Source organism: Pseudomonas sp. Tn43, from assembly GCF_014192635.1.
In the GTDB taxonomy this organism is placed as follows: domain Bacteria; phylum Pseudomonadota; class Gammaproteobacteria; order Pseudomonadales; family Pseudomonadaceae; genus Aquipseudomonas.
Genome location: NZ_JACHYG010000011.1, coordinates 97,993 through 124,787 on the forward strand (window position 1 = coordinate 97,993; position 26,795 = coordinate 124,787).

Below are 26,795 nucleotides of genomic sequence, written 5' to 3' on the forward strand. Positions count from 1 at the left end.
AGGGTATCCCTTCCCTGATCGCTGGTGGAGCAAGAATCGTTCTGGATCCGAGTGATCTGAGCATAGTCGCCCGGCCAGCACTTCGCCCGGTGGACTGAAACGAATCATTTCCGGGATCGGGCTGAAAATCATCTAGCCTGTAGGTCAGGCTCGGCAGCGCCAGCACAGCCGTCCCGCGCGATATGAAGACACACGTTTCACTTGAGGTAATGCCATGGAAGAGCAACTGCCCACGACGGTGACCGACAAGCCCAGATTACTGCTGGTCGACGACGAGGAGTCGATTCTCAACAGCCTGCGCCGTCTGTTGCGCGGTCAGCCTTACGAGGTGCTGCTGGCCACCAGCGGTGCCCAGGCGCTGGAGATCATGGCGCAGCAGCCGGTCGATCTGGTGATGAGTGACGCGCGCATGCCCAATATGGACGGCGCCACGCTGCTGGCCCATATCCACCAGCGCTACCCAGACACCATCCGGATCATGCTGACGGGTTATGCCGATCCGTCGGCCATTATCAAGGCTATCAATGAAGGGCAGATTCATCGTTACATCAGCAAACCCTGGCACGATGAGGAAATGCTGCTGACCTTGCGACAATCACTTGCCTACCAGTATTCCGAGCGTGAGCGTTTGCGACTGGTGCAGCAGACGTGGGACCAGAACGAGAAACTGAAGCGGCTCAACACCACCCTGGAAAAACACGTCGCGGCCCGTACTGCCGAACTGCAGCAGACTGCCGACATGCTGGACCTGGCCTATGAAGAGCTCAAACGCAGTTATGTCACTGGCACCGAGGTGTTTTCGTTGCTGGCCAACCTGCGCCTGCCGCCTGCCAAACAGACCAACCGGCAAATCATCGAACTGGTGCGGGTGTACTGCAAACTGCATGGCCTGGACGAAGGCACCCGTCGGGACCTGACCATGGCGGCGGCGCTCTACAACATCGGTAAATTGAGCTGGACCGACAGCATGATGAGCACGCCCTCGGACCTGCTGCATCACAATGACCGCGAGCGCTATCGGGGTTATCCGAAGCAGAGTGAGTCGCTGCTGATGACGCTCGATCCGATGAAGGACGCCGCGCGGCTGATCCTGCATCATCAGGAGCGTTGGGACGGCAGCGGCTTTCCGGATCGGCTCAAGGGCGAAGCGATTCCGTTCGGTTCGCGGTTGTTGAAACTGGCGGTGGATTTCATCGAGTTGCAGCGCGGCCTGATCCTTGAACGGCAGATGAACAGCGATGAAGCCCTGGTGTATATCCGCCAGTACGCCGGTCGCCTCTATGACCCGGAGCTGGTGGAGGATTTCATTCAGGTTTGCGCCACTTATCTGAGTGACGTGACGCTGGCCGATCCGACGGTCAAGGTGCTGACCACCCGGGATCTGGCGGCGGGCATGATCCTGGCGCGCAATCTCAATGCCGACAACGGCATGCTGCTACTCAATGCCGGCAAGGTGTTGAACGGGCCGCTGGTGGAAAAGCTGATTGCTTTCGAGGCGATGGAAGGGGCCAGGTACAGCATTTTCGTGAAAGTGCCGGAGGAAGTGGAGGGCGCGCTACTCGAGACGAGTTGAGCTTTCCAGACTTAGCACTGATTCCCTGTGGGAGCCCTGTGGCGAGGGGGCTTGCCCCCGTTGGGTTGCAAAGCAGCCCCAAAATATCTGATACACCACAGATCTTGTGAGTGCTACGCACTCAAACGGGGCGATGCGGCGTTCCGACAAGCCCCCTGGCCACAGGACCAGTGCTCATGTGATCCTTGCGTCTTTTACCCAAGGCCTATCCTGATCCATGACACTTCCATCCGCCGCTTCGCCCCGCCTCATCCACATTGCCGCTGCCCTGCTGATCGGCCCCGACGGTCGTACCCTGCTGGTGCGCAAGCGCGGCACCCAGGCGTTCATGCAGCCGGGAGGCAAGATCGAGGCCCGTGAGCAACCGGTCCATGCCCTCGCCCGTGAACTGGAAGAGGAACTGGGACTGGTCATCGATCCGGCGCACGCCGCCTACCTGGGGCAATTCTCGGCACCGGCGGCCAATGAGCCGGGGTTTGTCGTACAAGCCGAACTCTTTCAATTGAGCATCGACTCGCACGTTTCCCCGGCGGCGGAAATCGAAGAGGTGCGCTGGATTGATCCGGCCACCGACGGTGATGTCATGCTGGCGCCATTGACACGGGACCTCATCCTGCCGTTTTATCGAGCCTCACTGATCGAAACTGCCTGATCATCCAAGGACGGAGAGCGCCCATGATCCCGCTTCAAGACTTACTGATTTTTGCCGCCGCCGCGCTGTTGATGGTGCTCACGCCCGGGCCGAACATGATCTACCTGATCTCTCGTTCCATTTGCCAGGGGCGCAAGGCTGGCGTGACTTCGTTGCTCGGCGTGGTTGCCGGGTTTTTGGTGCACCTGTTCGCGGCCGCCGCGGGTTTGACCGCGGTGTTCGTGGCGGTGCCGATGGCCTATGAAGTATTGAAATGGGCTGGCGCGTTGTACCTGTTGTGGCTGGCCTGGCAGGCGGTCAAGCCCGGTGCGCGTTCACCGTTCGAGGCGCAGCAGTTGCCCGCGGACTCGTCCCGCAAGCTGATCACCATGGGCTTTCTCACCAGCGCGCTGAACCCGAAGATCGCGGTGTTTTACCTGTCGGTGTTTCCGCAGTTCATTACCCCTGAACACGGTTCGGTATTCACTCAGAGCATCATCCTTGGCCTGACCCAGATCAGCGTGAGCTTCAGCGTCAACTTGCTGATCGCGCTGTTCGCCGCAGGTATCGCCTCCTGGTTCGTCAACAACCCGAACTGGCTGGCGATGCAGCGTTACTTCATGGGGTTGGTGCTGTCCGGGTTGGCGGTGCGCTTGATGCTCGAGCAGCGGCGAGTGGCCTGATATGTGGATTCAACGGCTTGATGCCAGCCATGCCCTGGATTACCGGGCGTTGATGCTCGAAGCCTACGACTTGCATCCCCGGGCATTCACCTCCAGCGTGCGCGAGCGCGCGGTGATGCCGTTGAGTTGGTGGGAGTCGCGGCTGACCGGCAAGCTGGACCGGGTATTCGGGGCGTTCGAGGAGGGAAAGCTGGCGGGCATCGTCGGGCTGGCCTTCGAGCCGCGGGAAAAGGCCCGGCACAAGGCGACGCTGTTCGGCCTGTACGTGACCGGCAAGGCTCAGCAGCGCGGGCTCGGTTATCAACTGGTTCAGGCCGCGTTGGCTGAAGCCCGGGCTCACCAGGGCCTGAAGCTGATCCAGCTGACCGTCACCGCCGGCAATGAAGCCGCTTTCAAGCTGTATCAGAGATGTGGCTTCGTGCAGTTCGGCCTGGAACCATTGGCGGTGCGGGTTGGCGAAGACTACTTCGACAAGATCCATATGTGGCGAGAGCTCACCGCTGAATCTTTGGCATAAGGGTTGTTGTGGCGAGGGGGCTTGCCCCCATTGGGTTGCGAAGCGACCTCAAAACCTGCAATCGCCTGTGTTCAGACACAGCGCATTCACCGTTTTTACGACTGCTGCGCAGCCGAACGGGGGCAAGCCCCCTCGCCACAGGTTCTTCACTAGGCTCGGGGACGCCAAGCCTGTGGCGTGAGCTCTGAAACCACCCCTATCCCTTGTAGGAGCGAGGCTTGCCCGCGAAGACGGTTTCACATTCAACATTGCTGTGGGCTGACACACCGCTTTCGCGGGCAAGCCTCGCTCCTACAGGAGATAGGTCGCTCTATCGGACAGCACTCACCCCATCCAGCGTCGAAAACGACGTGTCCTTGGCCGTCAGCAAAAAGTCGCGCATGTAGGGTGCATCCAGCATGTCGGCGCGAATCCCGGCGTAGAGCGTCGCGAACAGGCCTTTTTCTCCTAATCGCTTGGCCTTCACGTAACCCCGTGAACTGTATTCATGCAGCGCCCAATGGGGCATGCCGCACACGCCCCGACCGCTGGCCACCAGTTGCATCATCATCACCGTCAGTTCCGAGGTGCGCACCTGGGCCGGTTCGATGTCGGCCGGCTCCAGGAAGCGGGTGAAGATGTCCAGCCGATCGCGCTCCACCGGGTAGGTGATCAAGGTTTCCGTCAGCAGATCTTCCGGCACGATGTACGGCTTGCTCGCCAGACGATGCTGGTTAGCCACTGCGAGCATGGCTTCGTAGGTGAACAACGGCACGTAGGTGATCCCGACCAGTTCCAGCGGGTCGGAGGTCACCACCAGGTCCAGGTCGCCTCGGGCCAGCGCCGGTAGCGGGGCGAAGGAAAAACCCGAGGCCAGGTCCAGCTCGACTTCCGGCCAGGCGTCGCGGAACTGGTCGATGGTGGGCATCAGCCACTGAAAGCAACTGTGGCACTCGATCGCCATGTGCAAACGCCCCGCCGTGCCGCCGGCCAGCCGCGCAATGTCGCGCTCGGCACCGCGCAGTAGCGGCAGGGCGGCGTCGGCCAGTTGCAGCAGGCGCAAGCCGGCACTGGTGAAGCGCACCGGTTTGGTCTTGCGCACGAACAACGGCATGCCCATGCGCTCTTCCAGCTCCTTGAACTGGTGGGACAGCGCTGACTGGGTCAGGTGCAGACGGTCGGCCGCATCCACCAGGCTGTCGGCTTCGCGCAAGGCGTGCAGGGTTTTCAGGTGACGGATTTCAAGCACCGGGGGCTCCATGAGGAAAACTTGTGATCAACACGAAAAGGTTGAGTTTGTCTCATGTTGGGTGGGCTGTCGACAATAGCGCCATGTTTTACAGCTACTTTTAAAGGGAGCAATTTCACATGGCCTTGGCCCACACACTTGGTTTCCCGCGCATCGGCGCCGACCGCGAATTGAAAAAAGCCCTCGAATCCTACTGGAAGGGCGATCTTGACCAGGACACACTGAAAAGCGTCGGCCGTCAATTGCGCGCCACCCACTGGCAATTGCAGAAAGACGCTGGCATCGACCTGCTGCCTGTGGGCGACTTCGCCTGGTACGACCAGGTGCTGACTCACTCCCTGACCTTTGGCGTGATTCCCGAGCGCTTCGACGGTGCCAAAGACTCCCGTGGTTTGCCGACCCTCGACACCCTGTTCTCCATGGCCCGTGGGGCTACTGCGGCCTGTTGTGGCGGTGAACATGACAAGGCGCAATACGCTCAGGAACTGACCAAGTGGTTCGACACCAACTATCACTACCTGGTCCCGGAATTCACCGCTGATCAACAGTTCAAACTGAGCTGGGAACAACTGTTTGACGAAGTCGACGAAGCCAAAGCCCTGGGCCACAACGTCAAACCGGTGATCATCGGCCCGTTGACTTACTTGTGGCTGGGCAAGGCCAAAGGCAATGACTTCGACAAGCTCGACTTGCTTGAGCGCCTGTTGCCGATCTACGGCGAAATTCTCGGTCGCCTCGCGGCCCAAGGCGTGGAGTGGGTGCAGATCGACGAACCGATCCTTACCCTCGACCTGCCACAGGCCTGGAAAAACGCCTTCGAACGCGCCTACCACATCCTTCAATATTCGCCGCTGAAAAAACTCGTGGCGACCTACTTCAGTGGCCTGGAAGACAATCTCGGGCTTGCTGTCGGCCTGCCTGTGCAAGGCTTGCACATCGACGCCGTGCGCGCGCCGGACCAACTTGGCCAAGTGCTGGATCGTCTGCCGACTTACAAAATTCTTTCGGTGGGGCTGGTTAATGGTCGCAACGTCTGGCGCTGCGAACTCGAGCAAGCGTTGGCGCAATTGCACTCGGCCCAGGAACGCTTTGGCGATAACTTGTGGGTCAGCAGTTCCTGCTCGCTGCTGCACAGCCCCGTGGACCTGGACCGTGAAGACAAACTCGATCCTGAATTGAAAAGCTGGCTCGCATTTGCCGTGCAGAAGTGCGGCGAAATTGCCGTGCTGCGTGATGCCCTCAACGACCCGAAAGCGCCGAAGGTGCAAGCCGCCCTGGCTGAAAGCCTTGCCATTGCGGCCAGCCGCGCCGAGTCTCCCCGTATCCACAAAGCGGACGTTCAGGCCCGAATCAATGCCATCGGCGCCGCGGACAGTCAACGCCATTCACCGTTTGCCCAACGCATTGCACAACAACAGGCGCGGTTGAAATTGCCGGCGTTTCCGACCACCACCATTGGCTCGTTCCCACAAACCGCTTCGATCCGTCTGGCACGCCAGGCCTTCAAGCAAGGCAAGCTGTCGGCCAATGATTACACCGATGCCATGCACCACGAAATTCGCCATGCCGTGCAAATCCAGGAACGTTTGGGCCTGGACGTGCTGGTGCACGGTGAAGCCGAGCGCAACGACATGGTCGAGTACTTTGCCGAACAACTGGACGGCTACTTGTTCACTCGGTTCGGCTGGGTCCAGAGCTATGGCTCGCGCTGCGTCAAACCGGCGATCATCTACGGCGATCTGAGCCGTCCAAAGCCAATGACCGTCGACTGGATCACCTACGCCCAGAGCCTGACTGACAAAGTCATGAAAGGCATGCTCACAGGGCCCGTGACCATGCTGATGTGGTCGTTCCCGCGCGAAGACGTCTCGCGCAAAATTCAGGCACATCAACTGGCCCTGGCCTTGCGCGATGAAGTGGTGGACCTGGAAAACGCCGGCATCAGGATCGTGCAGATCGACGAAGCCGCGTTCCGGGAAGGGCTGCCACTGCGCCGGGCGCAATGGCAGGAATACCTCGACTGGGCGGTGCAAGCCTTCCGCCTGAGTGCATCGGGCGTGCGTGACGAAACCCAGATCCATACCCACATGTGCTACAGCGAATTCAACGACGTAATCCAGTCCATCGCGGCCATGGACGCTGATGTGATCACCATCGAAACCTCGCGCTCGGATATGGAGTTGCTGGAAGCCTTCGAAGCGTTCGACTACCCGAACGACATCGGCCCGGGCGTCTACGATATTCATTCACCCCGAGTGCCGGACACGGCCGAGATGGTCAAGTTGATGAGCAAAGCCGTTAAGCGCATTCCGGCCGAGCGCTTGTGGGTCAACCCCGATTGCGGTTTGAAAACCCGGGCCTGGCCGGAGACGGAAGCGGCGTTGGTGAATATGGTTGCAGCGGCGCGGCAGTTGCGCAGTCAATTGGCCCGACCTGCCCGCTAATTGACTGGCAACGGAGCGCGCCTCCCACGCTCCGTTGTCATTCTTCATAGCCGTGAAAAATGTTTGAGCGCCAGCGGTTTACCGATGTCGCCCCGCCAGATTGGCTCCACCGCAGCGCCGCTGCTGGCTTGCGCCTGTTGCCATTGCAGGCCCAGGTTGCGCTGTTCAGGCAATTTCAGATGACCTTTGACGAAGTCGTTGAACGGCGACTTCGCCGAGGGGTAATGAAAGTGCGCATACCACAGGGGTTGCGGCGGCTGGCGGGTCAAATCGCGAACTTCATACTCCTGCAGAAAATCCCGCCGACCGTCCGGGCGCTTGCCCAGATCCCGCAGTCCGCCTTCCTTGCGGATGTCTATTACCCGTTGTTCCAGCAGGTAATCCAGATAACCCTCGGTCGGGGTTTTGCTGTTCATGGACTGCTCGATGCGCAGGGTGCGTCCGGCTCGCGTAAGGTCCCGAACCTGGTCGGACAAATGCCGTACCAATGGATCATGGGGCGAGAGGCGTTCGATGGCTTGGGCGCGCATCGATAACTCGCTGGCTTCGATGCTCATCATGTGTTCCAGGTCCACTGGCAGCATGTCTTGCCGGGCATAACCCTCGACTCTGTTTTTATAAGTGGGCACCGCTGCGAGTCTTTTTCTGGCTTCGGCCAGCAACGGCTGAACATCCGAGGCCAGCGGCGTTTGCGCCGACACAGCCGGTTCACTGAGGTGGTATTTGCCACTGGAGCGCGGTAACCAGGTTTCCGTACGACCGTCGACGCCCTCGATCGTGAAGCGCTTTTGCCGAGTGGCGGCATCGGTGTGCTCGACGCCGACCAGCAGTCGACTGTCTTCGGTTTCAAAGAGCTTCTTGCCGGTTGTGCCTTCCGTTGGCGTGATAGCCGTGCGGTTGCGCAGAGCGTTTCGCGCGAGCTCTTCGACCTTCGCCAGGTTCTCCAGAAACGGCGCCACCTGCTCCAGATCCAGATGTTGCGGGTAACCCAGTGTCCAGGCGTTCAGGTTGCGACGGAAATCGGTGTAGGTTGCCAGGCAGTCGTCGAATACCCGATTCCGCTGGGCCAGGCTGGCACGCACTTGCGGCAGATTGTGCTGGGTAAAGAGTGCGCGCCCCACTTGGGTGCGGGCCTGTTTCAGTTGCGCGTGGAAATAAAGCCAGGTGGTGTCATCGACGGCATCGACACGACTGATGATTTCAAGGAGGTGAGCCGTTTTCAGGTAACGGTAATTGCTCTCGCTTAACGTTTTGTTCACGGTCGCCACGTCAGCCGCCATTCTGGCTTTATGCTCCCGCTGGGTGATTCGACGGTTCCAGAGATTGACCTGCTCCATGGCGGCATAAGCCTGATCGAATTCCTGAAGGAAGGCTTTGCGCGTGTTCTTGCGTTGTTCCATCAGGCGCAAGTGGGCGCGGGTGTCGTTGATGGGCGTGGTGTCTGAACGGGTAAGGAGTTCATCGATCCGGTCGAGGTGTTCCACCAGGCGTTCTTTGCCGAACTGGATTCGGTGTACCGTGCGGTCGACCACCACCCAGGCACTGCGGCTTTGCAAGTCCTCGATCTGCGTGCGTTTTCTGCCATGGCTCAAAGGCAACAGGTCCACCAGGTTCTGATAGCTGTTCCGGGCGATCTCGATATCGGTCAGGCAGGCGCTTTCCAGAGACGATCGCAGGGGAGGGCGCTGGGCCGGGGCGCTGGCGTAATAGCGTTCCAGGGCAACGTTGGTGCTGCGGGTTTGAGTGTCCAGGCGTCGGGTATAGGCGTCGGCGGTGTTGGTCAGGGTCAGTTGGCGGCGCAAGTGACGATCAGTCCACCAGCGGGGCAGCCTGTGACGGATGGCGGCGGGCCAGAGTGGGTCCATGCCGTCGGCCAGAAGCCCGAGCACCGCACCGCCACCCGCGCCACCGCCCTCCATCAAGGTACCGTGTACGGCATAGTGGGTGTTCCAGTGGCCGGCCTCGTCAAGGGCGATCGGTTGTTTGTAGGCGCGTGCCCAGGTGCCGTACAAGCGCCAGCCACGCGGCGCATCGCTCAATTCGATCCGGTAGATGCGACCCTGGCTGATCATGAAGTCGCCGTCAGCATGCCGGTAGACATTGCGATAGATCCCGTGTGTGGCCGGTTGCAGGCCCGCCAGAGAAATCTCGTGTTCGTATTCATAACCTTTGAAGTAATCGAGGACGCTACGGGCCTGTCGCCGCGAGGGCACTCGCATGGCCCCGGCTTTCCCGGCCAGCGTTCGCAACTGGCGACGGCGGGTGACGGCACGGGCTGCACCGGGTGTCGCAGCGGCGCCAGGAAGAAGATCCATGGCCGCGTCGATCAATGACAGCAACACCGATTCAACGTCGGCCAGACCGTGACCGACATCGCCCCGCAGGAAGGCGGCGAGCGCCAGGTTGGCGCTGTCCCAGGCGTCATACAGCGCGACTGCCGAACCCACGAAAGGCACCATGCCCAAGGCCATTTTCAGGTAATTGAACATCGCGCCGGACTGCAATGCACAGCGCTCCAGATACAACGCATCGTTGGAGCGGGAGGTGCTTCGATGGGCTTCCAGCAAGCGCCCCATATGCACATTGAGCAAGTGCGCGGCCAGGGACGTGGTGGCCGGCCATGGGATGCCGACGCCGATCAGCGCAGTGAAGTTGCGCAGCAGGGCCTGATTGATTCGGCTGACATGAAAGGCGAAATCTCCCGCCAACGCGCGTCCGGCCAGATAGTTGATCATGCCGGTGTGCAGGCACAGGTTGAACAGGCCTTGGCGTGCCTGCTCAAGGCTGTCGTACTGGCGCAGGTAGATTCCGTCAGGGCAGTCCGGTAAATAGAGCAGTGTCAGGCCGCTGACCTGTTCCTCGATGAAAGTGATACCAGACAAAGTGCTCGGGCCTTGCTGCGGCGTATCCTCGCCGCCCACGGTCAGATGCGCCGGCAGCAGCACGATACGCTTGCCCTGGGCTGCAAAGGCTTGCCGGGTATTGGCGTCGATGGCGATGTTCAACACGTGTTGTCCATGGGCATCGATCTGCCGTTGCAACAAGGCAAACTCACCTTGCAGTTTGAGCATCAGGCGCCAGGGTTCGCTCAGGCGTTCACGGCGATATTCAAGGTCGAAGGCCGAGGCGCCGGGAGCGCCAAGAAACGCCTCGCGGATCCGTGTCTCATAGTGGCCGGCCAGATCCAGCTCGGTCACCAGTTCGCGCAGGTAAGGCGGGGTGATGCCGGTGTTCAGCGCTGTGCGATCTGGCTCGGTATCCGCGGTGACTTCGACCTGCATGAACGACAGTCGCCACCACAGGGGCTGATCGATGTTCGATTGCGCCAGTTCGACAAGGGACAGTTTGCTGCGGGTTTTGCTGGCGATCAGTACATTCTCTTGAGGTGTTCCCGCTGCGGCACCTTCGATCACGACCTTCTGCCATTGCGTCGAGTCGGGCAGATCGATCATCACCACAAAGCCTTGCGTAAGGGAAAAGTCCTGGCGCAGGCGGGCGTCGATGCGTTTTTTGCTGAAATCATCCCGTGACGGCAGGTCCCTTTCGAGCAGTTCATGGGATTGCTTCATGGCCGCAATGCAGGTTTTGAACAGACGCTTGAGCTGCAAACGCCGAGCATCAGACAGCGTGTCGAGCCACTGCGGCAGCGCTCGCGCCAGGGCACTGCTGTGGTTTTGCTCGATGAGTTGCGCGAAGGCCAATTCCCGGGCGGCGGGTATCGGCACTGTCAGGCGGGCGAGGGTGCGTTCGCGTAGTGCTTCCAGCGCCGCTGCTCGCTGCCTGGCATGGGATGGCACAGGGTTGTCGGCAATCAGTTGAACAACCTGCTGTTCGCAACGGTAGAGCTGATCCTGCAGTGTGTATTGGAATGGGTCGCCGGTCAGCTCGCTCAACTGCAAGGTCAATACGTCGTCGGTGGCACTCCGTTTGAACAGCGTTTGTTCCAGTGCACGTCGTGAAGCAAAACGCTGCAAGCCACCGAATCGGCCGGGCCAATAAAGCAACAGGCTGTGCGACTCGGTACCGTCCAGCACCGATGGATGCGCGATCAGCAGCACGCCTTCCAGTTCCTCGGTTTGAGGGCTGCCGTCATCGCCTTCAGAGGTCGACAGCGTCAGCCGTGCGACCGCCACCTCGGCCTTGCGATCCATCCGGATGGGCGCATCCAGAACAGCCTTGAGCATCTGGTGCTCTTCACGACTGATCTGGTTCAGGGTCAGTTGAATCTCGGACTCGACGCGCAACCCTGTCAGCCGTGCCTGATACAGCGCGCGGTAATGTGGGTTCGGGGTATGACGCAATTCCAGCATCTTCAGCACGTCGCGGGCGTTCAGTAATGCCGACGCGGCGGTGTGGCTGGCCTGTTCGGCGGCTGTCAGGGCGTCGAGCAGTTGTTTCAGGTTCTGCAGGCGTGGGTCATCCAGATCGCCCGCGGACTCTGTGCCAAGCAAGGTTTCAAGGGCTGCGCAGTGGTACGCCACGGCACGCTGGCGAATGTCCAGCGTGATATCGGGATTGAGCAAACCGAACTGCGCAATGCTATCGATGCCTGGCTCTTCGGGGTTGATGACTACCGGCTGTTCTGCAGGCTCGGCAAAAACAGCGTATTGCTGATCCAGCCGGTCGGCGGCGTCCAGCGCCGTGGCGCCATGCTCGCTGATATCACTGCCATTGCCCTGACGAATGCTGTCCATCCAGGCGACCGATACGTGCGCAATCAACTGCTCGGCAGCCACCTCCAGTGGCGTGGTTCCGATGCGGGTGTATTCGAGGCTGATGCTGCCGAATCGGGACATTTCGACCTTCTCTGGCGGGTGTGCGATCAGCCAGTTTTCCACCTCATGACGGTGCTGGAAGTGCTTCCAGGCCGGTTGCTGGTCTGGCAGGTACAGCCATTGCGCGGCCGGTTGCTCGGTACTGATGAGCAAAGCCCCGGGCAACTCGACTCGCCGATCGTCAGTGGACCTGAGCGCCAGCTGATGGATAGCCATCGACGGAACGTCGGCAGTCACGCTGGCGCTGAAGGCATCGATCAGCGCCAGCAAGGGGTTCATCTGTTCGGCCGTCAACATGCGCTGGGTATGGACCACCAGGCTTGAGGCTTCGAAGTGCTGACGATACAGCTGGATAGCCAACGCTCGGCGCGATATTGCCGTACCGGGCGCTCGGGCATTCCACCAACGCTCCAAGGAATGATTGAGCAAGTGCGCCGGGTTGAGATTTTTGAGCTGTTCGAGCAATTGAGCGGGAGATTTGCCGTAAAGGCGGTGTTCTTTTTCAAGCCCGATCACCACGCATCGCGTATTGAGTGAAGCGTCGATCGCGGGCTGTTGCAGTATAAAGGCGCAGGCGTGAGTCAGGCTGACAAAGTGTTCAGGTCGGTTAGCGGTGGCAAAGAAACCGAAACCGACCCGGTTGCCGTCAAGCTCCTGGTGTTCTTTGAGCAATTGGCTGATCGAGGTGCGAGCCTTCGGGACTTGGGCCATCAGTTCGAGCCATTGCTGGTGACAACCGCGCCAGCGTTGCAAGGCGGTCAGGAGCAGGCTCTGATCCGGGTTGGGGGCTAGCGGGCAGGAAAGGCCGAAATCGATCAATGTGGGCTTGGGGGCGTCGGGCATGGCGACTGGTCTCCAGAGGGCAAGAGGGCCGGTTTGTTCCGGCGTCGCGGCCATTAGAGGTCAGTTGTGAAGGGGGGTGGTGGTACATAGTTATCGGTATCGAAAGGCATTTCTCGTTGCTGTGCTTTGCCCCTAAAACAACGCACCCGCCCCTCGGATGAAAGCGGGCGGGTTGTTAATTCCGCTGATTGACTTCTCAAAGATGAACGAGCCGGAAATTATCACCCTCCCAATCGTTGCCATTACCGGTACTCAGGTGGCTGTAAATTTGTAACGTCATCTGCGAAGCCCTGGCGTGGAAATCCCCCCAGAGGGTTGTCCAGGTTTTGCTTGTGATATGGATGGGGGAGGTTATCGCTACTCCGTCGACCATCAGCGACAGAATGGGATAGGCATAACGACCGTCATAACGAACCAATGCTACATAGAAGCGATAAAGTCCATTCACTTCCAGGTTGTGGAAGGTTTTTTGCATCACCACCCCGGCGGAGTTTTGGGAGTAGGTGTAGTTATTGAGTCGCCAGTTACCCTGTTCATATCGCAGGGTCAAATCGCCGCGGGCCGCTGCCGGACCCGCAACCCAGCCATTCCAGTGATCGAATGTGGTCACATCGTCGGTGAGCCATTGCAGCACGCTAAAGCCCCATGAAGCCGAATCCTGGCCACCATAGACCGGTCTGACAACAATGCTGTAAGTGCCGACAGTCAGCCCTGGCAAGGAAGTGCTCCAGATGCCGTTTGCCCCAACCGCAATAGTCTGTTTCACCACGGAATTGAGGAGTATGTGTACCTGTTGATTGGCGGTGGCGGTACCGGTCATTTTGACCGTTCGGCTATAAGTACCGGTACCGCGACCGATCGGGCGATCTCTGATATCCACGATGGATGTGATGACAGGGGTCAGGGCTTCTACGACACGGACAGTCCTGGTGGGAGATGTCAGCCCGGTTCCGTAAAGCGCTTTGGCGGTGAAATGATGAAGGGCGTAAGTCAAATTACTCACAACCAGACCCCAGTTTTCACTTGCGTCGACCGGAACAGGGCCTTTCGAAACATTGCCCTGCCAGACTTCCACCTGCTGGTTGGCGTTGGCGCTACCGGATAACGTCAGCGTTCTGGCGATGGTACTTTGGTTGTGAGGAACCGCGTTGCCCTGGGGCGTTTTGATTGAGGTGATCTGCGGCATCTGTGCCACCAATACATTGAAATCCCGGGCATCGGACCTTGGATTGTTTCCGTAGTCGCCTTCCAGAACAATGCTATGCAACCCCGCACTCAGATTTTCCATAACATAGGTACAGATGCCATCACCGTCTGCCGTAATGGGCGCTTTCAGTACGCCTCGGTCGTAAACGTTGACTGAGCGGTTCGGCCTGGCACTACCCTTCAAATCAACTCTGTTGTCGAACGTTCCTTCCAGAATTTCGCCTTTACTATCTTTCAGGCTTTCGATTTTGGGGATGATCTCACCAATGCGAAATACCAGCGCTTGCGATGCCCTTGGCCAGCCGTCCGGATCTTCTATCCAATAGAAGATGTGGGCATAGCGATCCAGTTGCTCTTTAAATAGTTGTTCTTCCAGCAGAAAAAGAAAGTCGTGATTAATGTTGGCTGGGACTATTTCAAGTACTTCCTCGAAAATGGGTTCGCCATTTTCGTTCTCCCATCGAAAAAACAATGTTTCACGGAGCTTTAGATCTTTCAATGCTTCGATAAAGGCGTCGATAAACACACTGATTTTTTCGATTAAAAGAATCCCATCTTCCAGAACCGGGCCGTAACTGGGGTGAAATGAAGGGGGTGGGTAATAAGGTTGTACATCCCCGATATATAAGCGTTCACGGTAGGAATGACGTTCAGTCATGCCATCCGGCTCGGTTACCTTGAACCATACTTCCAGTTTTGACGTGTTGAATCGATTGATGTGCTCTGGTCCGCTGATATTGAAAGGAACCGGGCGGTTTACCAATCCTTTGGTCACGGGGCGGTAAGTTTCATAGAGGTGGGTTTGCCCATTGAATCGGGTAACAAACCAGTAGATCGTTATTTTTTGATTGACGCGCATGTCCAGATAAGGAGCGACTTCGACAATGGCTCGGGGGAGCAAGTGTGAAACATAACCGCGTTTGGCTTCTATGACCAAAGGCTTGGTCAGTAAAATGGCCTTGGCCACCAGAATGAACAAGTAATGATTCGACGGAATCAGGGTCTGATCAGGTTTCTTTAAGTCATACCTTACCTTAACCGGGCCGGGAGGTATCTCCCGCAGGGTTTCGTAAGGTACTTCGAACTCCATGATTGATGGGCCGCTTATAATCTGCTCTTTTACAAAAAGCACCCTGTCGCCATCTTGAGTAGAGACACTCAATGTCACAATGACGGCATCTCCAGGTATAAATGGAGAGTCCAATGCCAGCACCTGAATGATGCCGGGATTTGGAGCGATTTTATCCAGAAAAAGTCGATCCTGGCTGTCGACACCTTTTACCAACGGGGCTCGTAACCGAGTTTCGCCGGCCCTGACGGGAAACTCCTTGAATTCCGAAAAGTCACTTGAATCGTTTTGCAGTTCATCGGTTATCCAGTATCGGATTTTTGCCAGATAGGTCTCTCCAGATTCAAGGATCTTCTCACCCGGTATCAGGATTTCAATGAACTCTCCAGGCTGTATAAGCGCTCTTACAGTATAAGAGACGGTCGCCGTCCCCCATAAGATCTGAATGACATCCCCCAGCGTCATAAATAAATAGTGAGGCACAGACACCGTTACACCTGCTTTGATCCAGGATTCTGTAACAGCACCTTCTTTTTCCAGTTGTTCTGGAAGTTTTGGTGCGAGTAAGGCTTGGTGATGTGGCGTGTCAGGGTCGGGGTCTTTGCCGCCCGGCAGGTCGACTTTAATGCGTGCGGTCAGTACTGTTGATTTCTCTGAAGTGTTATCGCTTTTACGTTTGACGAAGTACCAAATCTCTATATTTCCATCTGAAGAGAACTGGGCTGCTTGCTTAAAGTAAATGGCTGGAATATAGGTTTCTACATCATCGTCGTCGTTGATGTCTTTAGGGACTTCAATGGTGTGCACGGCATCGATGCCAGTGAACCATATGGTAATGACATCTTCTGGAGTTCGATTGGTATAAAAGAGGATTTTTATCAATGCTCCACGAGGGTCATCATAGACAGTTTTGTAGTTGATGCCGATGACGGCATCATTTTTGGAGGGGACTGAAAACGGAAATCGCAAGGCAAACAGCGCAAGAACGCCGAATATGGTCCCCGAATCCGGTTGAGGAGGGCGCACATCGACTTGGCCATCGAATGTATGAGGGTCGTTGTAATCCGTATGATCAAAAGATGAGTCTTCAAATAGGGATGGCACATTTGCAATCGTGTTCATGGGACGCTCCGAGGTCTGAATTAACCGCGAGCCCGCAATCAACGTTCGGCACGCGCCGATCGATTGAATTCCAGAGGATGAATTATTGCTACTGTCAGAACTAACAGGGTGAGGCCCTTTTCTGACCGACGGTAGCTGTCGCCGGCTGGTACGACCATTCAGCAATCTTCATCAAACTGTCACGTAACTGTGGCAGCGCGCTTGAACAAACTTCATCAGACTCGCGCTCTACTGGAGTTCTGCGTTTCGGTGTTTTTCATGCGTGCTTTTTTGTTATCGGCGGCCACTTTTCTGGCCGCTTTATTGTTCAGCTTGCCGTCCCTGGCGGCTTCGCGGTGCGATGTCGATGTTCCGACCGAGCGGGTCGATCTGGAACACGTGAGCCTGGCCTACCAGAGCATTGGCCGTGCCTCGGACCCTGCGTTGTTGCTGGTGATGGGCCTGGGCGGGCAGTTGATTCACTGGCCGGACGAGGTGGTGGTTGCGTTGTGTCAGCAGGGTTTTCGGGTGATCCGTTACGACAACCGCGATGTGGGGCTCTCCACTTGGCGGCAGACGCCGGTCGATGCCAACCTGACGCTCGAAGTGCTGCGCTACAAACTCGGCTTGCCGGTATCGGCGCCGTACACCCTGACCGACATGGCAGATGATGCGTTTGGGCTGATGGATGCCTTGCGCGTCGAGCAATTCCACGTGCTGGGCGCGAGCATGGGCGGGATGATCGCCCAGCATATGGCGGCCATGGCGCCGCAGCGTATCGAGAGCCTGACCTTGCTGATGACTAGCTCGGGGGCCGAAGGTTTGCCGGCGCCGAGTGCGGCGCTGGTGCAGTTACTCGCGCGACGTGGTGCGCCGAATCGCGAAGTGGCGCTGGAGCAACAGGCCGATTTGCTGGCGGCGTTGGGTAGCCCGGCGGTGAGCGATGACCGGCAGGCGTTGTTGCAGCAGGCAGCGCAGTCTTATGACCGGGCATTCAACCCGGAAGGCGTGAAGCGCCAGATCATGGCGATCCTCGCTGAACGGAGCCGTGTGGCGCTGCTCAATCAATTGCGGGTGCCGACGCTGGTGGTTCACGGCACCGCCGATCCGTTGTTGCCGGTGATGCATGGCGTGCATTTGGCGGCGCACATTCGCGGCAGTCAGTTGAAGCTGATTCCTGGGCTGGCCCATCGTTTCCAGGAGGCGTTCAAGGCACCGTTGCTGGCGGCGGTGTTGCCGTATTTACAGGCCCACCGCGAAGACACCTCACACTGGGCTCAAATCGATCCAGTGGCCGAACACAATCTTCTCTAACACCCAAATCCAATGTCTGCTCGCGATGATGGCGGACCGGTCAGTATTGATGTAGCAGACAGACCGCTATCGCGAGCAGGCTCGCTTGTATGTTTAGACTTGAAGGGGGGGCCGTTGTGCGCCTCCCGGACACTTCAAAACCTGTGGAAGCGGCTGCAGGTACCGCATCGTTTAGCCGCTGAATCGAAAAATATATCAATGTGCCACTACGGTTTTTGCCGACGCTGCCGACATAGGCAACATCGTTAATAATCATAGGGACTTGATCCATGACTCTTCACGCTCTGCGCACTTGGGCAGCACTGACATTGCTCGCCTGCCTGGCCCTCACAGGCTGTGCTCACGTACAACCTCCAGTACCGCTGGACCACCAATTCTGGGATGCCAAGGAGTCGACTATCGGCGTGGCGATCACCGTGGTGCCGGAACCGGTACTGGCATTGACCGGCAATCAGGGGATTCTCGATTACGCCATCAACAAAGGTGTTAACAACAAGCTCAGTGACAACGTCGAAAAATGGCAAGTGGGCGACCTCAACACCTTGCCCGATGTCCTTGTCGCCAAGCTGCAGGCCAAGGGTTACAAAGCCAAGCGGATCGACGAGCCGTTCGACCTGAAGATGTATAAGGAAACCAGTTTCCGCGAAGGCTACATGACGCGGGACATGACCCCGGTCAAGGCCGCCTATGGCGTCGATCGTCTGCTGCTGGTGAATGTCTATGCCACCGGCGCTACCCGCAGCTACTACAGTGTCGTGCCGACCAGCGTGCCGATGGCGCAGGTGGGCGGGCAGGGCATGGTGATCGATCTGGCAGACAACAAACTGCTGTGGTTCAAACCCTTTGTCGCTACGCAAGCCGCCCAGGGCGAATGGGACGAGCCGACTTACACCAACCTGTCCAACGCGTTCTATCAGGCTGTGGACAATAGCCGTCAGCAAATGATTACCCCGTTCGCGCAATGAAGCGTCCGCCCATCGCAGCCGGTGCGCTGGCCCTGTTGATGCTGACGGGGTGTGCACAAAAGCCGGCCCCCGAGGCCGGCTTCAAGGATCAGAGCGCCTTGCCCTACGTCCAGGCCCACGGGCTTAAGGTCGATGTGCAGTTGCCGCCATCCTTTGTGGGGGCCAGCACCGTGATCGACTCCCAGGCGGCTTTGAAGGCTGCGTCGTCAAGCCATAATCTGGTGGCGAGTTCGGGCAACACTGCCGGGCTTGCCGGCTTGTTGGTCGCCAGCCTGATCAACACCCAAATGGGCAGCGGCAGCTTGCAGCGCGATGCGGAAAAAACCGCGCTCAAGGAGGCGCGACCGATGGCCGACTTGCTTGCAGGCGTTCCGTTGCAGGAGCGTCTGCAAAAGCGCTATCAACAGGCGTCGCAAGTGGCCGGGTTCAAACAGGGAGAAGGGCAGGTTACCGCGCGCCTGGTGATAGAGCCCAAACTGATGCTCACCCCTGATCGCGGCAGTTTCGTGCTGGTCAATCAGGTGCAAGTCCAGGACATTGCCGGCTCGGCGTTGTATCGCATGCGGATCGAGGTGGTCAGCCAGCCGATTCGGCGCTGTGGCAAGCAATGCATCGACGATGGCGGCCTCGATCTGGCGAAGGTCACGGCGGTGCTCGACGAGTGTATCGACGAATCGATGCGCGTTTTATCCACCGACCTGATGCAACCGACACCGCCAGCGGCCGCCCAGGAAACCTTGCGTTATGTGCTTGATGGCCAGCGAGTGGTCGAGCGTGGTTATCAACTGGCCAACAACGGTAACTATTGGCGTTATCGCAACCTTTACGGGGCGGTGAAGTCAGTGCCGGTGCCGTTTGAAGAGGCGCTGACACCAGCGCAGTTGCAGAAGGTTTACGGACAGTAACCAAACGGCCTGCCCGTACCCCGTACCCGTAGGAGCTGCCGAAGGCTGCGATCTTTTGATCTTGACCTTCAGCGGTCTGGAAAAAATCAAGATCAAAAGATCGCAGCCTGCGGCAGCTCCTACAGGTGTGTTGTCACCTCAGCCGTGGAGGCGCACCCACACCGTCACCAACACCGTCGCCGCCATCAACCACGCCACCGCCGCCACCGCCAATGAAGCCTCCAGCCGCATCCGGTCGACCATCACGTACAAGGTCGCCAGGTAGACGAAGTACGGAATGATCGACCACATGCCAAACACGATGGTGGTTTTCAGGTCATCCAGCGAGCGCCCCTTGCCGACGATGTAATGAGCGATCAGCGCAAAGGTCGGAAACAGCGGCACCAGGCCGGCGATGTAATAGTTTTTGGTCTTGGCCAGCATGGCCAGAATCACCACCACCGCCGCGCCCAGGGTTGCTTTGAACATCAGGTCCATCAGTGGCTCAACCCGTATTTCTTCACTTTGTCGAACAGCGTGGTCTTGGCCATCCCCAGTTCCTGGCTGGCCTGGGTCAGGTTGCCGCCGCTGCGCTGCAAGGCGTCGCTGAGCAGGTTGCGTTCGAACGCTTCCACCGCTTCGGCGAAGGCCAGGCCCTGATTGCTGCCATTGGTGCCGGATTTTTTGAAGGCCGGCAGGCCCAATGCGAAACGCTCGGCGACGTTGCGCAATTCGCGCACGTTGCCTGGCCAGTCATGGCTCATCAGGTTCGACAGGGTCTGGTTGTCCAGCTCCGGCGCTGCGCGGTCGAAGCGCAAGGATGACTGCTGCAAAAAGTGTTCGAACAATTGCAGGATGTCTTCGCGGCGTTCGCGCAGCGGCGGCAGTTCCAGGGTCACCACGTTCAGGCGGTAATACAAGTCGCTGCGAAACTCGCCGGCCTTGCTCGATTGATCCAGATCGGACTTGGTCGCGGCAATCACCCGGCAATCCACCGCCACGCTCTGGTTCGAGCCAAGGCGTTCGAGGGTGCGTTCCTGCAACACCCGTAGCAGTTTGATCTGCAGCGGCAGCGGCATGCTTTCCACTTCATCGAGGAACAGCGTGCCGCCGTCGGCGTGTTCGATCTTGCCGATACGCCGCTTGCCGGCACCGGTAAAGGCGTTGGCCTCGTGGCCGAATATTTCACTTTCGAACAGGTTCTCCGGCAGGCCGCCGCAGTTCAGTGCGACAAACTGTTTGGTGTGCCGGCGGCTGAAGTCGTGCAGGCAGCGCGCAACCAACTCTTTACCGGTACCGGTCTCGCCTTCGATCAGCACGTTGGCCGAGGTATCGGCGACGTTGGCGATCAGTTCCCGCAGGTTTTGCATGGCCGGCGAGCGCCCAATGATCCGGCCTTCGAGGGAATCGCGCTCGAACAGTTGTCGACGTAACGACGACACTTCCCGCGCCAGGCTGCGTTGTTCCAGCGCACGGCGGGCGACGTCCACCAGGCGTTCGGGGGAGAAAGGTTTCTCCATGAAGTCATAGGCGCCTTTCTGCATCGCGCCGACGGCCATTGAGATGTCGCCGTGGCCGGTAATCAACACCACCGGCAGGCTGCGATCGCGGGCCTTGAGCCGGGTCAGCAGTTCCAGGCCGTCGATGCCCGGCAGGCGGATGTCGCTGATGACGATGCCGGCGAAGTTATCGCCGACTCGTTCCAGCGCTTCTTCGGCGCTGCCGACGCCCACGCAGGGAATGTCTTCCAGGGTCAGCGCCTGCTTGCAACCGAGCAGGACATGGGGGTCGTCTTCGACGATCAGCACACTAAGGTCGTTGTTCATATTGGCTCGGCGGGAGTGGGGCTTACCAACGGTAAACTGAGAACGAAAGTGGTGCCACCGCTGGCCGGGTGTTCGACACCCAGATGCCCGCCAGTGGCGGCGGCCAGGCTGGCGGAAAGCGTCAGGCCGAGGCCCAGGCCTTGTTCGCCGGGTTTGGTGGTGAAGAACGGTTCGAACAGATGCTTGCGCGCTTCGGCATCGATGCCGTGGCCGTTGTCGCGTACCCGCAGACGATACTTGCCATCGAACGCCTCGCCCTCCAGCCACAACGCCGGCTGGGGCTGCGACTGCATGGCATCGAGCGCGTTGCCGATCAGGTTGACCAGGATCTGTTCCAGGCGGGTCTGGTCTATCTGCAGTTGTACGTCTTTGAAGTCGCGGTGCAATTGCAGGTGCGCACTTTCCACCCGGCTACCCAGCAACTGCAGGGCAGCGTCCACGGCTTTGCCGAGGCTGGCCTGGCCCTTGTCATCGCCGCGCCGGGCGAAGGAACGCAGGCTGGCAGTGATCCGGCCCATGCGATCGATCAGTTCATTGATGGTCTTGAGGTTGGTGCTGGCTACATCCAGCTGGCCACGTTCCAGAAAGCGCACGGTATTGCCGGACAAGGTTCGCAAGGCGGCCAGCGGCTGGTTCAGTTCGTGGGCGATGCTGGTGGACATCTGGCCGATGGCCGCCAGTTTGCCGGCCTGGACCAGTTCATCCTGGGCGCGGCGCAATGTCTCTTCCGCCTGCCGCCGTTCACGGATCTGGCCCTTGAGTCGTTCGTTACTGGCGCGCAGGTCGGTGGTGCGTTCGGTAATCCGGCGCTCCAGTTGATTATTGGCTTCCTGCAAGGCTTCCCGCGCCGCGAGGCGGGTGGCGATCACTTTGCGCCGCTCGTTCCAGGCAATCAGCAGAAACGCAACCAGCGCAAACGCCACTGCCACCAGAATCCCCTGATTGATCGCTTCACGCCGCAAATCCTGCAGGGGCGTGAGCAGGGTGAAGTTCCATGGGGTGTCGCTCAGCGGCCGGGTTTGCGAGAGGTAGCTGATGTTCTCTTCTTCGGACATCAATTCGCTGTTGGCGGGGAAGGTCAGCTTTTCCTCGCCTTCGGCGAGTTTCTCCCGCGCCAGCGGTTGCAGTTCATTGAGCGGAAACCAGTAGTACTGCAGGCTACGGGCGAGTTTTTCCTTGGTTTGCTCGCTCAATGGCACCACCGATTTAAGCCGCCGCGCCGGATCGCTGGAAAGAATGATGATGCCGTTCTCGTCGCTGACGAAAGCTTCCAGACGCGCACGCTGCCAGCGTTCTTCCATGGCTTCGAGGCGGACCTTGACCACGGCGACGCCGATGATCTTGCCGTGCTCTTCCAGCCCGTGCGCCAGGTAATAGCCGGGTTCGCCACTGGTGCTGCCGATGCCATAGAAACGACCCGGCTGACCGCGCACGGCATTCTGGAAGTAGGCGCGGAAGGACAAGTCTTCACCCAGATAACTGTCGACATCGCGCCAGTTGCTGGTGGCCAGTACGCGACCGGTGGTGTCCATCACATAAATGGCCCGACTGCGGCTGCGCCGGTTCAGGCCTTCAAGGTATTCGTTAACCGTCTGCCGGTGTTCCGGCGACGTGTCGGCCAGCAGTTTTGAAACACTGGATTCGAGTTCCAACAGGCTGGGCAGGTAGGTGTACTTGCTGATCTCGCTCTCGACGGCGCGGGCGTGCAGTTCCAGCTGACGCTGGCCATTCTCGCTAAGGTTGCGAATTCCGTAGTGTTCACTGACCCAGAAACCGATGTAACCCAATCCGATCATCAGGGCGATGACCAGTGGCGGCAGGAACAGATGGCGAATCAAACGGGGTTTCACGGCGAGTGATGGCGGCGCGGCGCGATAGAGAGTGGAGTCGCATTTCATCACAGATGCCTTGGGTCAACCACAACACAAATATCCATATACCCACGAGCCCCTGTGGGGAGCGGTGTGTGGTGAGCGGGCAAACCCGATCGGATCCCGTAGGAGCCAGGCTTGCCGGCGAAGGCGTCCTTAAGTGCGCTTTCGCCGGCAAGCCTGGCTCCTACGAAAAGCGGTTCACTCCCACACAAGTCCGCTCCCCCATCAGTTGGGGAGCGGTGCCTTTCTTAGTGCTGCAGAATCTTCTCGAGGAAATGCTGCGCGCGGTCGGAGCGGGCGGTGATGTCGCCGAAGAACTCTTCTTTCTTGCAGTCTTCGATGATCTTGCCCTGGTCCATGAAAATCACCCGGTCGGCCACTTTGCGCGCAAAGCCCATTTCATGGGTCACGCACATCATGGTCATGCCTTCGTGGGCCAGTTGCACCATCACGTCGAGCACTTCATTGACCATTTCCGGGTCCAGCGCCGAGGTCGGTTCGTCGAACAGCATGACGATCGGATCCATCGCCAGCGCACGGGCAATCGCCACTCGCTGTTGCTGACCCCCGGAAAGTTGGCCCGGGTGCTTTTTGGCGTGGGCGGAGAGGCCAACGCGCTCAAGCAATTGCAGGGCTTTCTTGGTGGCTTCTTCCTTGCTGCGGCCCAGCACCTTGATTTGCGCGATGGTCAGGTTGTCGAGGATGCTCAGGTGCGGGAACAGTTCGAAATGCTGGAACACCATGCCCACGCGCGAACGCAGTTTCGGCAGGTTGGTCTTCGGGTCGGCGATGGACGTGCCGTCGACGATCACGTCGCCTTTCTGGAACGGTTCCAGGGCGTTGACGCATTTGATCAGGGTGGATTTGCCGGAGCCGGACGGCCCGCACACCACAATCACTTCGCCTTTTTTGACCTCGGTGCTGCAGTCAGTCAGTACCTGGAAGTCGCCATACCACTTGTTGACATTCTTGATAGAGATCATACGGCAAACCTTTTTTGCAGACGCTTGACCAGCTGCGAGGCGGCAAAGCTGATGATGAAGTACGTGAGACCTGCGAAGATCAGGAACTCATTGGAGCGGCCGATAATGTCGCCACTGGCACGCGAGGCATTGAGGAAATCCACCAGACCCACTGCATACACCAGCGAGGTGTCCTGGAACAGAATGATGCTCTGTTGCAGCAACAACGGGGTCATCTTGCGAAACGCTTGCGGCAGGATGATCAGTCGCATCATCTGGCCGTATTCCATGCCCAACGCCTGGGCAGCGCCCATCTGGCCCTTGGGAATCGACTGCACGCCGGCCCGCACGATTTCGCAGAAATACGCGGCTTCGAACATCATGAAGGCCACGATGCAGGAGGCGAACGCGCCGATCGGGGTGTCTTCGCCGGTGATCCAGCGTAATACAAACGGCACCGCCAGGTAGAACCAGGTGATGACCAGCAGCAACGGGATCGAGCGGAAGTAGTTAACGTAGGCGCCGGCGATGTTCGACAGCAGTTTGTTGTGGGACAGGCGCATCAGCGCCAGGATCGTGCCGAGGATGATCCCGCCGATCACGCCCAGGGCCATCAGCTTGAGGGTCATGATCATGCCGTTCCACAAACCCGGCAGGGACGGAATGATGCCCGAGAAGTCGAATTCCATCATTTACCCCCTACGGAAATCAGGCCCGGTACGGCGACTTTCTTCTCGACCGAACGCATCAGCAGCATCAGGCTCATGTTCAGCGTGAAGTAGATCAGCGTGGCCAGGGTGAAAGCTTCGAACAGGTTGGCGGAGAACTCGGCGGTTTGCTTGGTCTGCGCGAGCAGCTCCATCAGGCCTATCAGCGACGCAACGGAGGAGTTCTTGAACACGTTCAAAAATTCCGAGGTAAGCGGCGGAATGATGATGCGGTAAGCCTGGGGCAGCAGCACGTTCCAGTAGATCTGCGGCAGCTTGAAACCCATGGCGCGAGCGGCGGCTTCCTGGCCGCGGGGCAGCGCCTGGATACCGGTGCGCACTTGTTCGCAAACGCGAGCGGTGGTGAACAGGCCCAGGCACACGACGACGCTGAGGAACGCCGAGGTGGTAGGGTTGAGATCCTGTTTGTACCACTCCTGGATATCCGCAGGCAGCAGGTCGGGCACCAGGAAGTACCAGATGAACAGCTGAACCAGCAGCGGCACGTTACGGAAGAGTTCGACGTAGCAGGTCGCGATGCCCGATACGATGCGATTCGGCACCGTGCGCATGACGCCCAGAATCGAGCCCAGCAGCAGCGCGATGATCCAGGCCGCGACGGCGATGGCGATGGTCCAGCCCAAACCGGAGAGGTACCAGTCGAAATAAATCTCGCTGCCCACACCGGTGGACTTGAAGAACACGCCCCAGTCCCAGTTGTAATTCATTAGGGTCTCCCCTCGGATTCGATCGATTTACAAATGCCCGCCTGGGGACTCCGTTCCCGCCCTGACCTTGACGGTCGGGCACACACGAGCGGCTCGACAGCCACCGGTTCGAGTGTTTCCAGAAATGCCAGCAGGGAATGACAACCCCTGAAAGGGCACAGGCTCTCTCAGGGGATAAGGTTAGTCAGAAATCAGGATTTCTTTTCGTCAGCCGCTTTGTCGGTCGGATTGGCGATCAGGTTCTTGAGCTCGTCGCTCATCGGGAAGTTCAGGTTCAGGCCTTTTGGCGGAATTGGCTGCATGAACCATTTCTCGTAGATCTTGTTGATCTCGCCGGATTTGTAGGTCGCGATGATGGCGTCGTCGACAGCTTTCTTGAACGGGGCGTCACCTTTGCGAACCATGCAACCGTAAATTTCATTGGACTGTGCAGTCCCGGTCACAACCCAGTCGGCTGGCTTCTTGGCCTTGGCCATTTCACCGGCCAGCAAGGCGTCGTCCATCATGAACGCCACGGCACGGCCGGTTTCCAGCATCTGGAAGGACTCGCCATGGTCTTTGGCGGAGATCACGTTCATGCCCATCTGCTTGTCGGCGTTCATCGACTTGAGGATGCGCTCGGACGTGGTGCCCGCAGTGGTCACGACGTTCTTGCCTTTGAGGTCGGCGAAGTCTTTGTAGGGGGAATCTTTCTTGACCAGCAGCTTGGTGCCGATTTCGAAGATGCCGACGGAGAAGTCAACTTGTTGCTGACGTTCGACGTTGTTGGTGGTGGAGCCGCACTCGACGTCCACGGTGCCGTTCTGCACCAGCGGGATACGGGTTTGCGAGGTCACCAGGTTGTATTTGACCTGGAGGTTGGGCATGTCCAGGTCTTTCTTGATCGCTTCGACGATTTTCAGTTGGATATCGTGGGAGTAGCCAACCGGTTTGCCGGAAGCGTCCGCGATGTAGGAAAACGGAATGGAAGCGTCACGATGCCCGAGGGTGATGGTGCCGGACTCTTTGATCTTCTTCAGTGTGCCGGTGAGTTCGGCGGCGAAAACTGGAGTGCTAATCAGAGCGGCAGCAATGGCTGCGCCCAGGATATGGGGAACGATGCGCATCAAATTTTCCTCGACATTGTTTTTATATGGAGCCAGTTCATCGGCCCTTTTTGGTGCTTCGAACGCCTGAGCACTCCAAAAGAGTTGGCGTAGCAGGCATTCGTCCAAGAGTGTAGAGCATGACTCGTGCCAGGCCAGGCGATATAGATCAACTCATTGATTTATAAGGCTATTAAATATTTATGGCATTGGATTTTCTATCGGGCGATCCGGTTTACCGAATCGACCGGCAAGTCGCGTTCGGAAAACCGAATGAATCCCCTCAACCTAATGAAATGGCTACCCCCGCCTCCCCCCCTGTGATCGCCCACTAAGCTTTCACCGGGGGCTCATCGGAGATCATTGCCATGAACAACGTA

18 protein-coding genes are annotated in these 26,795 nt (G+C 58.5%); 8 read left to right on the plus strand and 10 right to left on the minus strand.

Features of this window, described 5'->3' with window-relative positions; all coding sequences use genetic code 11:
* The first annotated feature begins 214 nt into the window (after window positions 1-214).
* From FHW68_RS23135 to FHW68_RS23150, 4 genes are all read left to right on the plus strand, one after another.
* Window positions 215-1,573 (plus strand): HD domain-containing phosphohydrolase, encoded by a 1,359-nt coding sequence (locus FHW68_RS23135; RefSeq protein WP_183683280.1) that lies wholly within the window; start codon window positions 215-217, stop codon window positions 1,571-1,573.
* A 217-nt stretch (window positions 1,574-1,790) separates the two neighbouring features.
* Entirely contained in the window at window positions 1,791-2,225 is a 435-nt protein-coding gene (locus FHW68_RS23140) for an NUDIX domain-containing protein (protein WP_183683282.1), read from the plus strand.
* 23 nt (window positions 2,226-2,248) lie between these two features.
* Window positions 2,249-2,887, plus strand: a complete 639-nt coding sequence (locus FHW68_RS23145) for a LysE family translocator (RefSeq protein ID WP_183683284.1) — start codon at window positions 2,249-2,251, stop codon at window positions 2,885-2,887.
* 1 nt (window position 2,888) lies between these two features.
* Window positions 2,889-3,404: a GNAT family N-acetyltransferase gene (locus tag FHW68_RS23150; RefSeq protein WP_183683286.1), complete on the plus strand. Its 516-nt coding sequence runs from the start codon at window positions 2,889-2,891 to the stop codon at window positions 3,402-3,404.
* 310 nt (window positions 3,405-3,714) lie between these two features.
* On the opposite strand, the gene metR is transcribed toward FHW68_RS23150, so the two are convergent.
* Complete coding sequence (metR, locus tag FHW68_RS23155; RefSeq protein WP_183683288.1) at window positions 3,715-4,632, minus strand: transcriptional regulator MetR; 918 nt, start codon at window positions 4,630-4,632, stop codon at window positions 3,715-3,717.
* Window positions 4,633-4,751: 119 nt separating this feature from the next.
* Here metR and metE point away from each other — a divergent pair, with 119 nt between their 5' ends.
* Window positions 4,752-7,076 (plus strand): 5-methyltetrahydropteroyltriglutamate--homocysteine S-methyltransferase, encoded by a 2,325-nt coding sequence (gene metE, locus FHW68_RS23160; protein WP_183683289.1) that lies wholly within the window; start codon window positions 4,752-4,754, stop codon window positions 7,074-7,076.
* 44 nt (window positions 7,077-7,120) lie between these two features.
* Here metE and FHW68_RS23165 read toward each other — a convergent pair whose 3' ends face one another.
* A complete protein-coding gene (locus tag FHW68_RS23165; RefSeq protein ID WP_183683292.1) occupies window positions 7,121-12,694 on the minus strand; it encodes a dermonecrotic toxin domain-containing protein in 5,574 nt (1,857 codons plus the stop codon).
* Window positions 12,695-12,890: 196 nt separating this feature from the next.
* Window positions 12,891-16,091, minus strand: coding sequence for a hypothetical protein (locus FHW68_RS23170; RefSeq protein ID WP_183683294.1), 3,201 nt, complete (start codon window positions 16,089-16,091; stop codon window positions 12,891-12,893).
* Between the two features lie 258 nt (window positions 16,092-16,349).
* Here FHW68_RS23170 and FHW68_RS23175 point away from each other — a divergent pair, with 258 nt between their 5' ends.
* The 3 genes from FHW68_RS23175 to FHW68_RS23185 all read left to right on the plus strand — a co-directional run bounded on the left by FHW68_RS23175 (window position 16,350) and on the right by FHW68_RS23185 (window position 19,254).
* Window positions 16,350-17,384, plus strand: coding sequence for an alpha/beta fold hydrolase (locus tag FHW68_RS23175; RefSeq protein ID WP_183683296.1), 1,035 nt, complete (start codon window positions 16,350-16,352; stop codon window positions 17,382-17,384).
* A 269-nt stretch (window positions 17,385-17,653) separates the two neighbouring features.
* Entirely contained in the window at window positions 17,654-18,349 is a 696-nt protein-coding gene (locus FHW68_RS23180; RefSeq protein ID WP_095631383.1) for a hypothetical protein, read from the plus strand.
* Entirely contained in the window at window positions 18,346-19,254 is a 909-nt protein-coding gene (locus FHW68_RS23185) for a hypothetical protein (RefSeq protein ID WP_183683298.1), read from the plus strand. Before FHW68_RS23180 ends, FHW68_RS23185 begins: the two co-directional genes overlap by 4 nt.
* 138 nt (window positions 19,255-19,392) lie before the next feature.
* Here FHW68_RS23185 and FHW68_RS23190 read toward each other — a convergent pair whose 3' ends face one another.
* The 7 genes from FHW68_RS23190 to FHW68_RS23220 form a co-directional block, all read right to left on the minus strand.
* Window positions 19,393-19,722: a GlpM family protein gene (locus tag FHW68_RS23190; RefSeq protein ID WP_183683300.1), complete on the minus strand. Its 330-nt coding sequence runs from the start codon at window positions 19,720-19,722 to the stop codon at window positions 19,393-19,395.
* Window positions 19,723-19,730: 8 nt separating this feature from the next.
* Entirely contained in the window at window positions 19,731-21,059 is a 1,329-nt protein-coding gene (locus FHW68_RS23195) for a sigma-54 dependent transcriptional regulator (RefSeq protein WP_183683302.1), read from the minus strand.
* The gene (locus FHW68_RS23200; protein ID WP_095631387.1) at window positions 21,056-22,957 is read right to left on the minus strand and encodes a sensor histidine kinase; all 1,902 of its coding nucleotides are present in this window, start codon (window positions 22,955-22,957) and stop codon (window positions 21,056-21,058) included. Before FHW68_RS23200 ends, FHW68_RS23195 begins: the two co-directional genes overlap by 4 nt.
* A 224-nt stretch (window positions 22,958-23,181) precedes the next feature.
* Window positions 23,182-23,916, minus strand: a complete 735-nt coding sequence (locus tag FHW68_RS23205) for an amino acid ABC transporter ATP-binding protein (protein WP_095631388.1) — start codon at window positions 23,914-23,916, stop codon at window positions 23,182-23,184.
* Window positions 23,913-24,584 (minus strand): amino acid ABC transporter permease, encoded by a 672-nt coding sequence (locus FHW68_RS23210; protein ID WP_095631389.1) that lies wholly within the window; start codon window positions 24,582-24,584, stop codon window positions 23,913-23,915. The genes FHW68_RS23205 and FHW68_RS23210 overlap by 4 nt, the downstream gene beginning before the upstream one ends.
* The gene (locus FHW68_RS23215) at window positions 24,584-25,330 is read right to left on the minus strand and encodes an amino acid ABC transporter permease (protein WP_008069477.1); all 747 of its coding nucleotides are present in this window, start codon (window positions 25,328-25,330) and stop codon (window positions 24,584-24,586) included. Before FHW68_RS23215 ends, FHW68_RS23210 begins: the two co-directional genes overlap by 1 nt.
* 191 nt (window positions 25,331-25,521) lie before the next feature.
* Window positions 25,522-26,436, minus strand: a complete 915-nt coding sequence (locus tag FHW68_RS23220) for a glutamate/aspartate ABC transporter substrate-binding protein (RefSeq protein ID WP_095631390.1) — start codon at window positions 26,434-26,436, stop codon at window positions 25,522-25,524.
* Window positions 26,437-26,795 lie beyond the last annotated feature (359 nt).

What these genes read in the sequence shown, in the direction of transcription:
- metE (WP_183683289.1), top strand. Translation starts at nt 4,752, where the DNA reads ATGGCCTTGGCCCACACACTTGGTTTCCCGCGCATCGGCGCCGACCGC.
- FHW68_RS23165 (WP_183683292.1), bottom strand. Translation starts at nt 12,694, where the DNA reads ATGCCCGACGCCCCCAAGCCCACATTGATCGATTTCGGCCTTTCCTGC.
- FHW68_RS23190 (WP_183683300.1), bottom strand. Translation starts at nt 19,722, where the DNA reads ATGTTCAAAGCAACCCTGGGCGCGGCGGTGGTGGTGATTCTGGCCATG.
- FHW68_RS23195 (WP_183683302.1), bottom strand. Translation starts at nt 21,059, where the DNA reads ATGAACAACGACCTTAGTGTGCTGATCGTCGAAGACGACCCCCATGTC.
- FHW68_RS23145 (WP_183683284.1), top strand. Translation starts at nt 2,249, where the DNA reads ATGATCCCGCTTCAAGACTTACTGATTTTTGCCGCCGCCGCGCTGTTG.
- FHW68_RS23150 (WP_183683286.1), top strand. Translation starts at nt 2,889, where the DNA reads ATGTGGATTCAACGGCTTGATGCCAGCCATGCCCTGGATTACCGGGCG.
- FHW68_RS23175 (WP_183683296.1), top strand. Translation starts at nt 16,350, where the DNA reads ATGCGTGCTTTTTTGTTATCGGCGGCCACTTTTCTGGCCGCTTTATTG.
- FHW68_RS23220 (WP_095631390.1), bottom strand. Translation starts at nt 26,436, where the DNA reads ATGCGCATCGTTCCCCATATCCTGGGCGCAGCCATTGCTGCCGCTCTG.
- FHW68_RS23200 (WP_095631387.1), bottom strand. Translation starts at nt 22,957, where the DNA reads ATGAAATGCGACTCCACTCTCTATCGCGCCGCGCCGCCATCACTCGCC.
- FHW68_RS23170 (WP_183683294.1), bottom strand. Translation starts at nt 16,091, where the DNA reads ATGAACACGATTGCAAATGTGCCATCCCTATTTGAAGACTCATCTTTT.
- FHW68_RS23140 (WP_183683282.1), top strand. Translation starts at nt 1,791, where the DNA reads ATGACACTTCCATCCGCCGCTTCGCCCCGCCTCATCCACATTGCCGCT.
- FHW68_RS23180 (WP_095631383.1), top strand. Translation starts at nt 17,654, where the DNA reads ATGACTCTTCACGCTCTGCGCACTTGGGCAGCACTGACATTGCTCGCC.
- FHW68_RS23185 (WP_183683298.1), top strand. Translation starts at nt 18,346, where the DNA reads ATGAAGCGTCCGCCCATCGCAGCCGGTGCGCTGGCCCTGTTGATGCTG.
- FHW68_RS23205 (WP_095631388.1), bottom strand. Translation starts at nt 23,916, where the DNA reads ATGATCTCTATCAAGAATGTCAACAAGTGGTATGGCGACTTCCAGGTA.
- FHW68_RS23215 (WP_008069477.1), bottom strand. Translation starts at nt 25,330, where the DNA reads ATGAATTACAACTGGGACTGGGGCGTGTTCTTCAAGTCCACCGGTGTG.
- FHW68_RS23135 (WP_183683280.1), top strand. Translation starts at nt 215, where the DNA reads ATGGAAGAGCAACTGCCCACGACGGTGACCGACAAGCCCAGATTACTG.
- FHW68_RS23210 (WP_095631389.1), bottom strand. Translation starts at nt 24,584, where the DNA reads ATGGAATTCGACTTCTCGGGCATCATTCCGTCCCTGCCGGGTTTGTGG.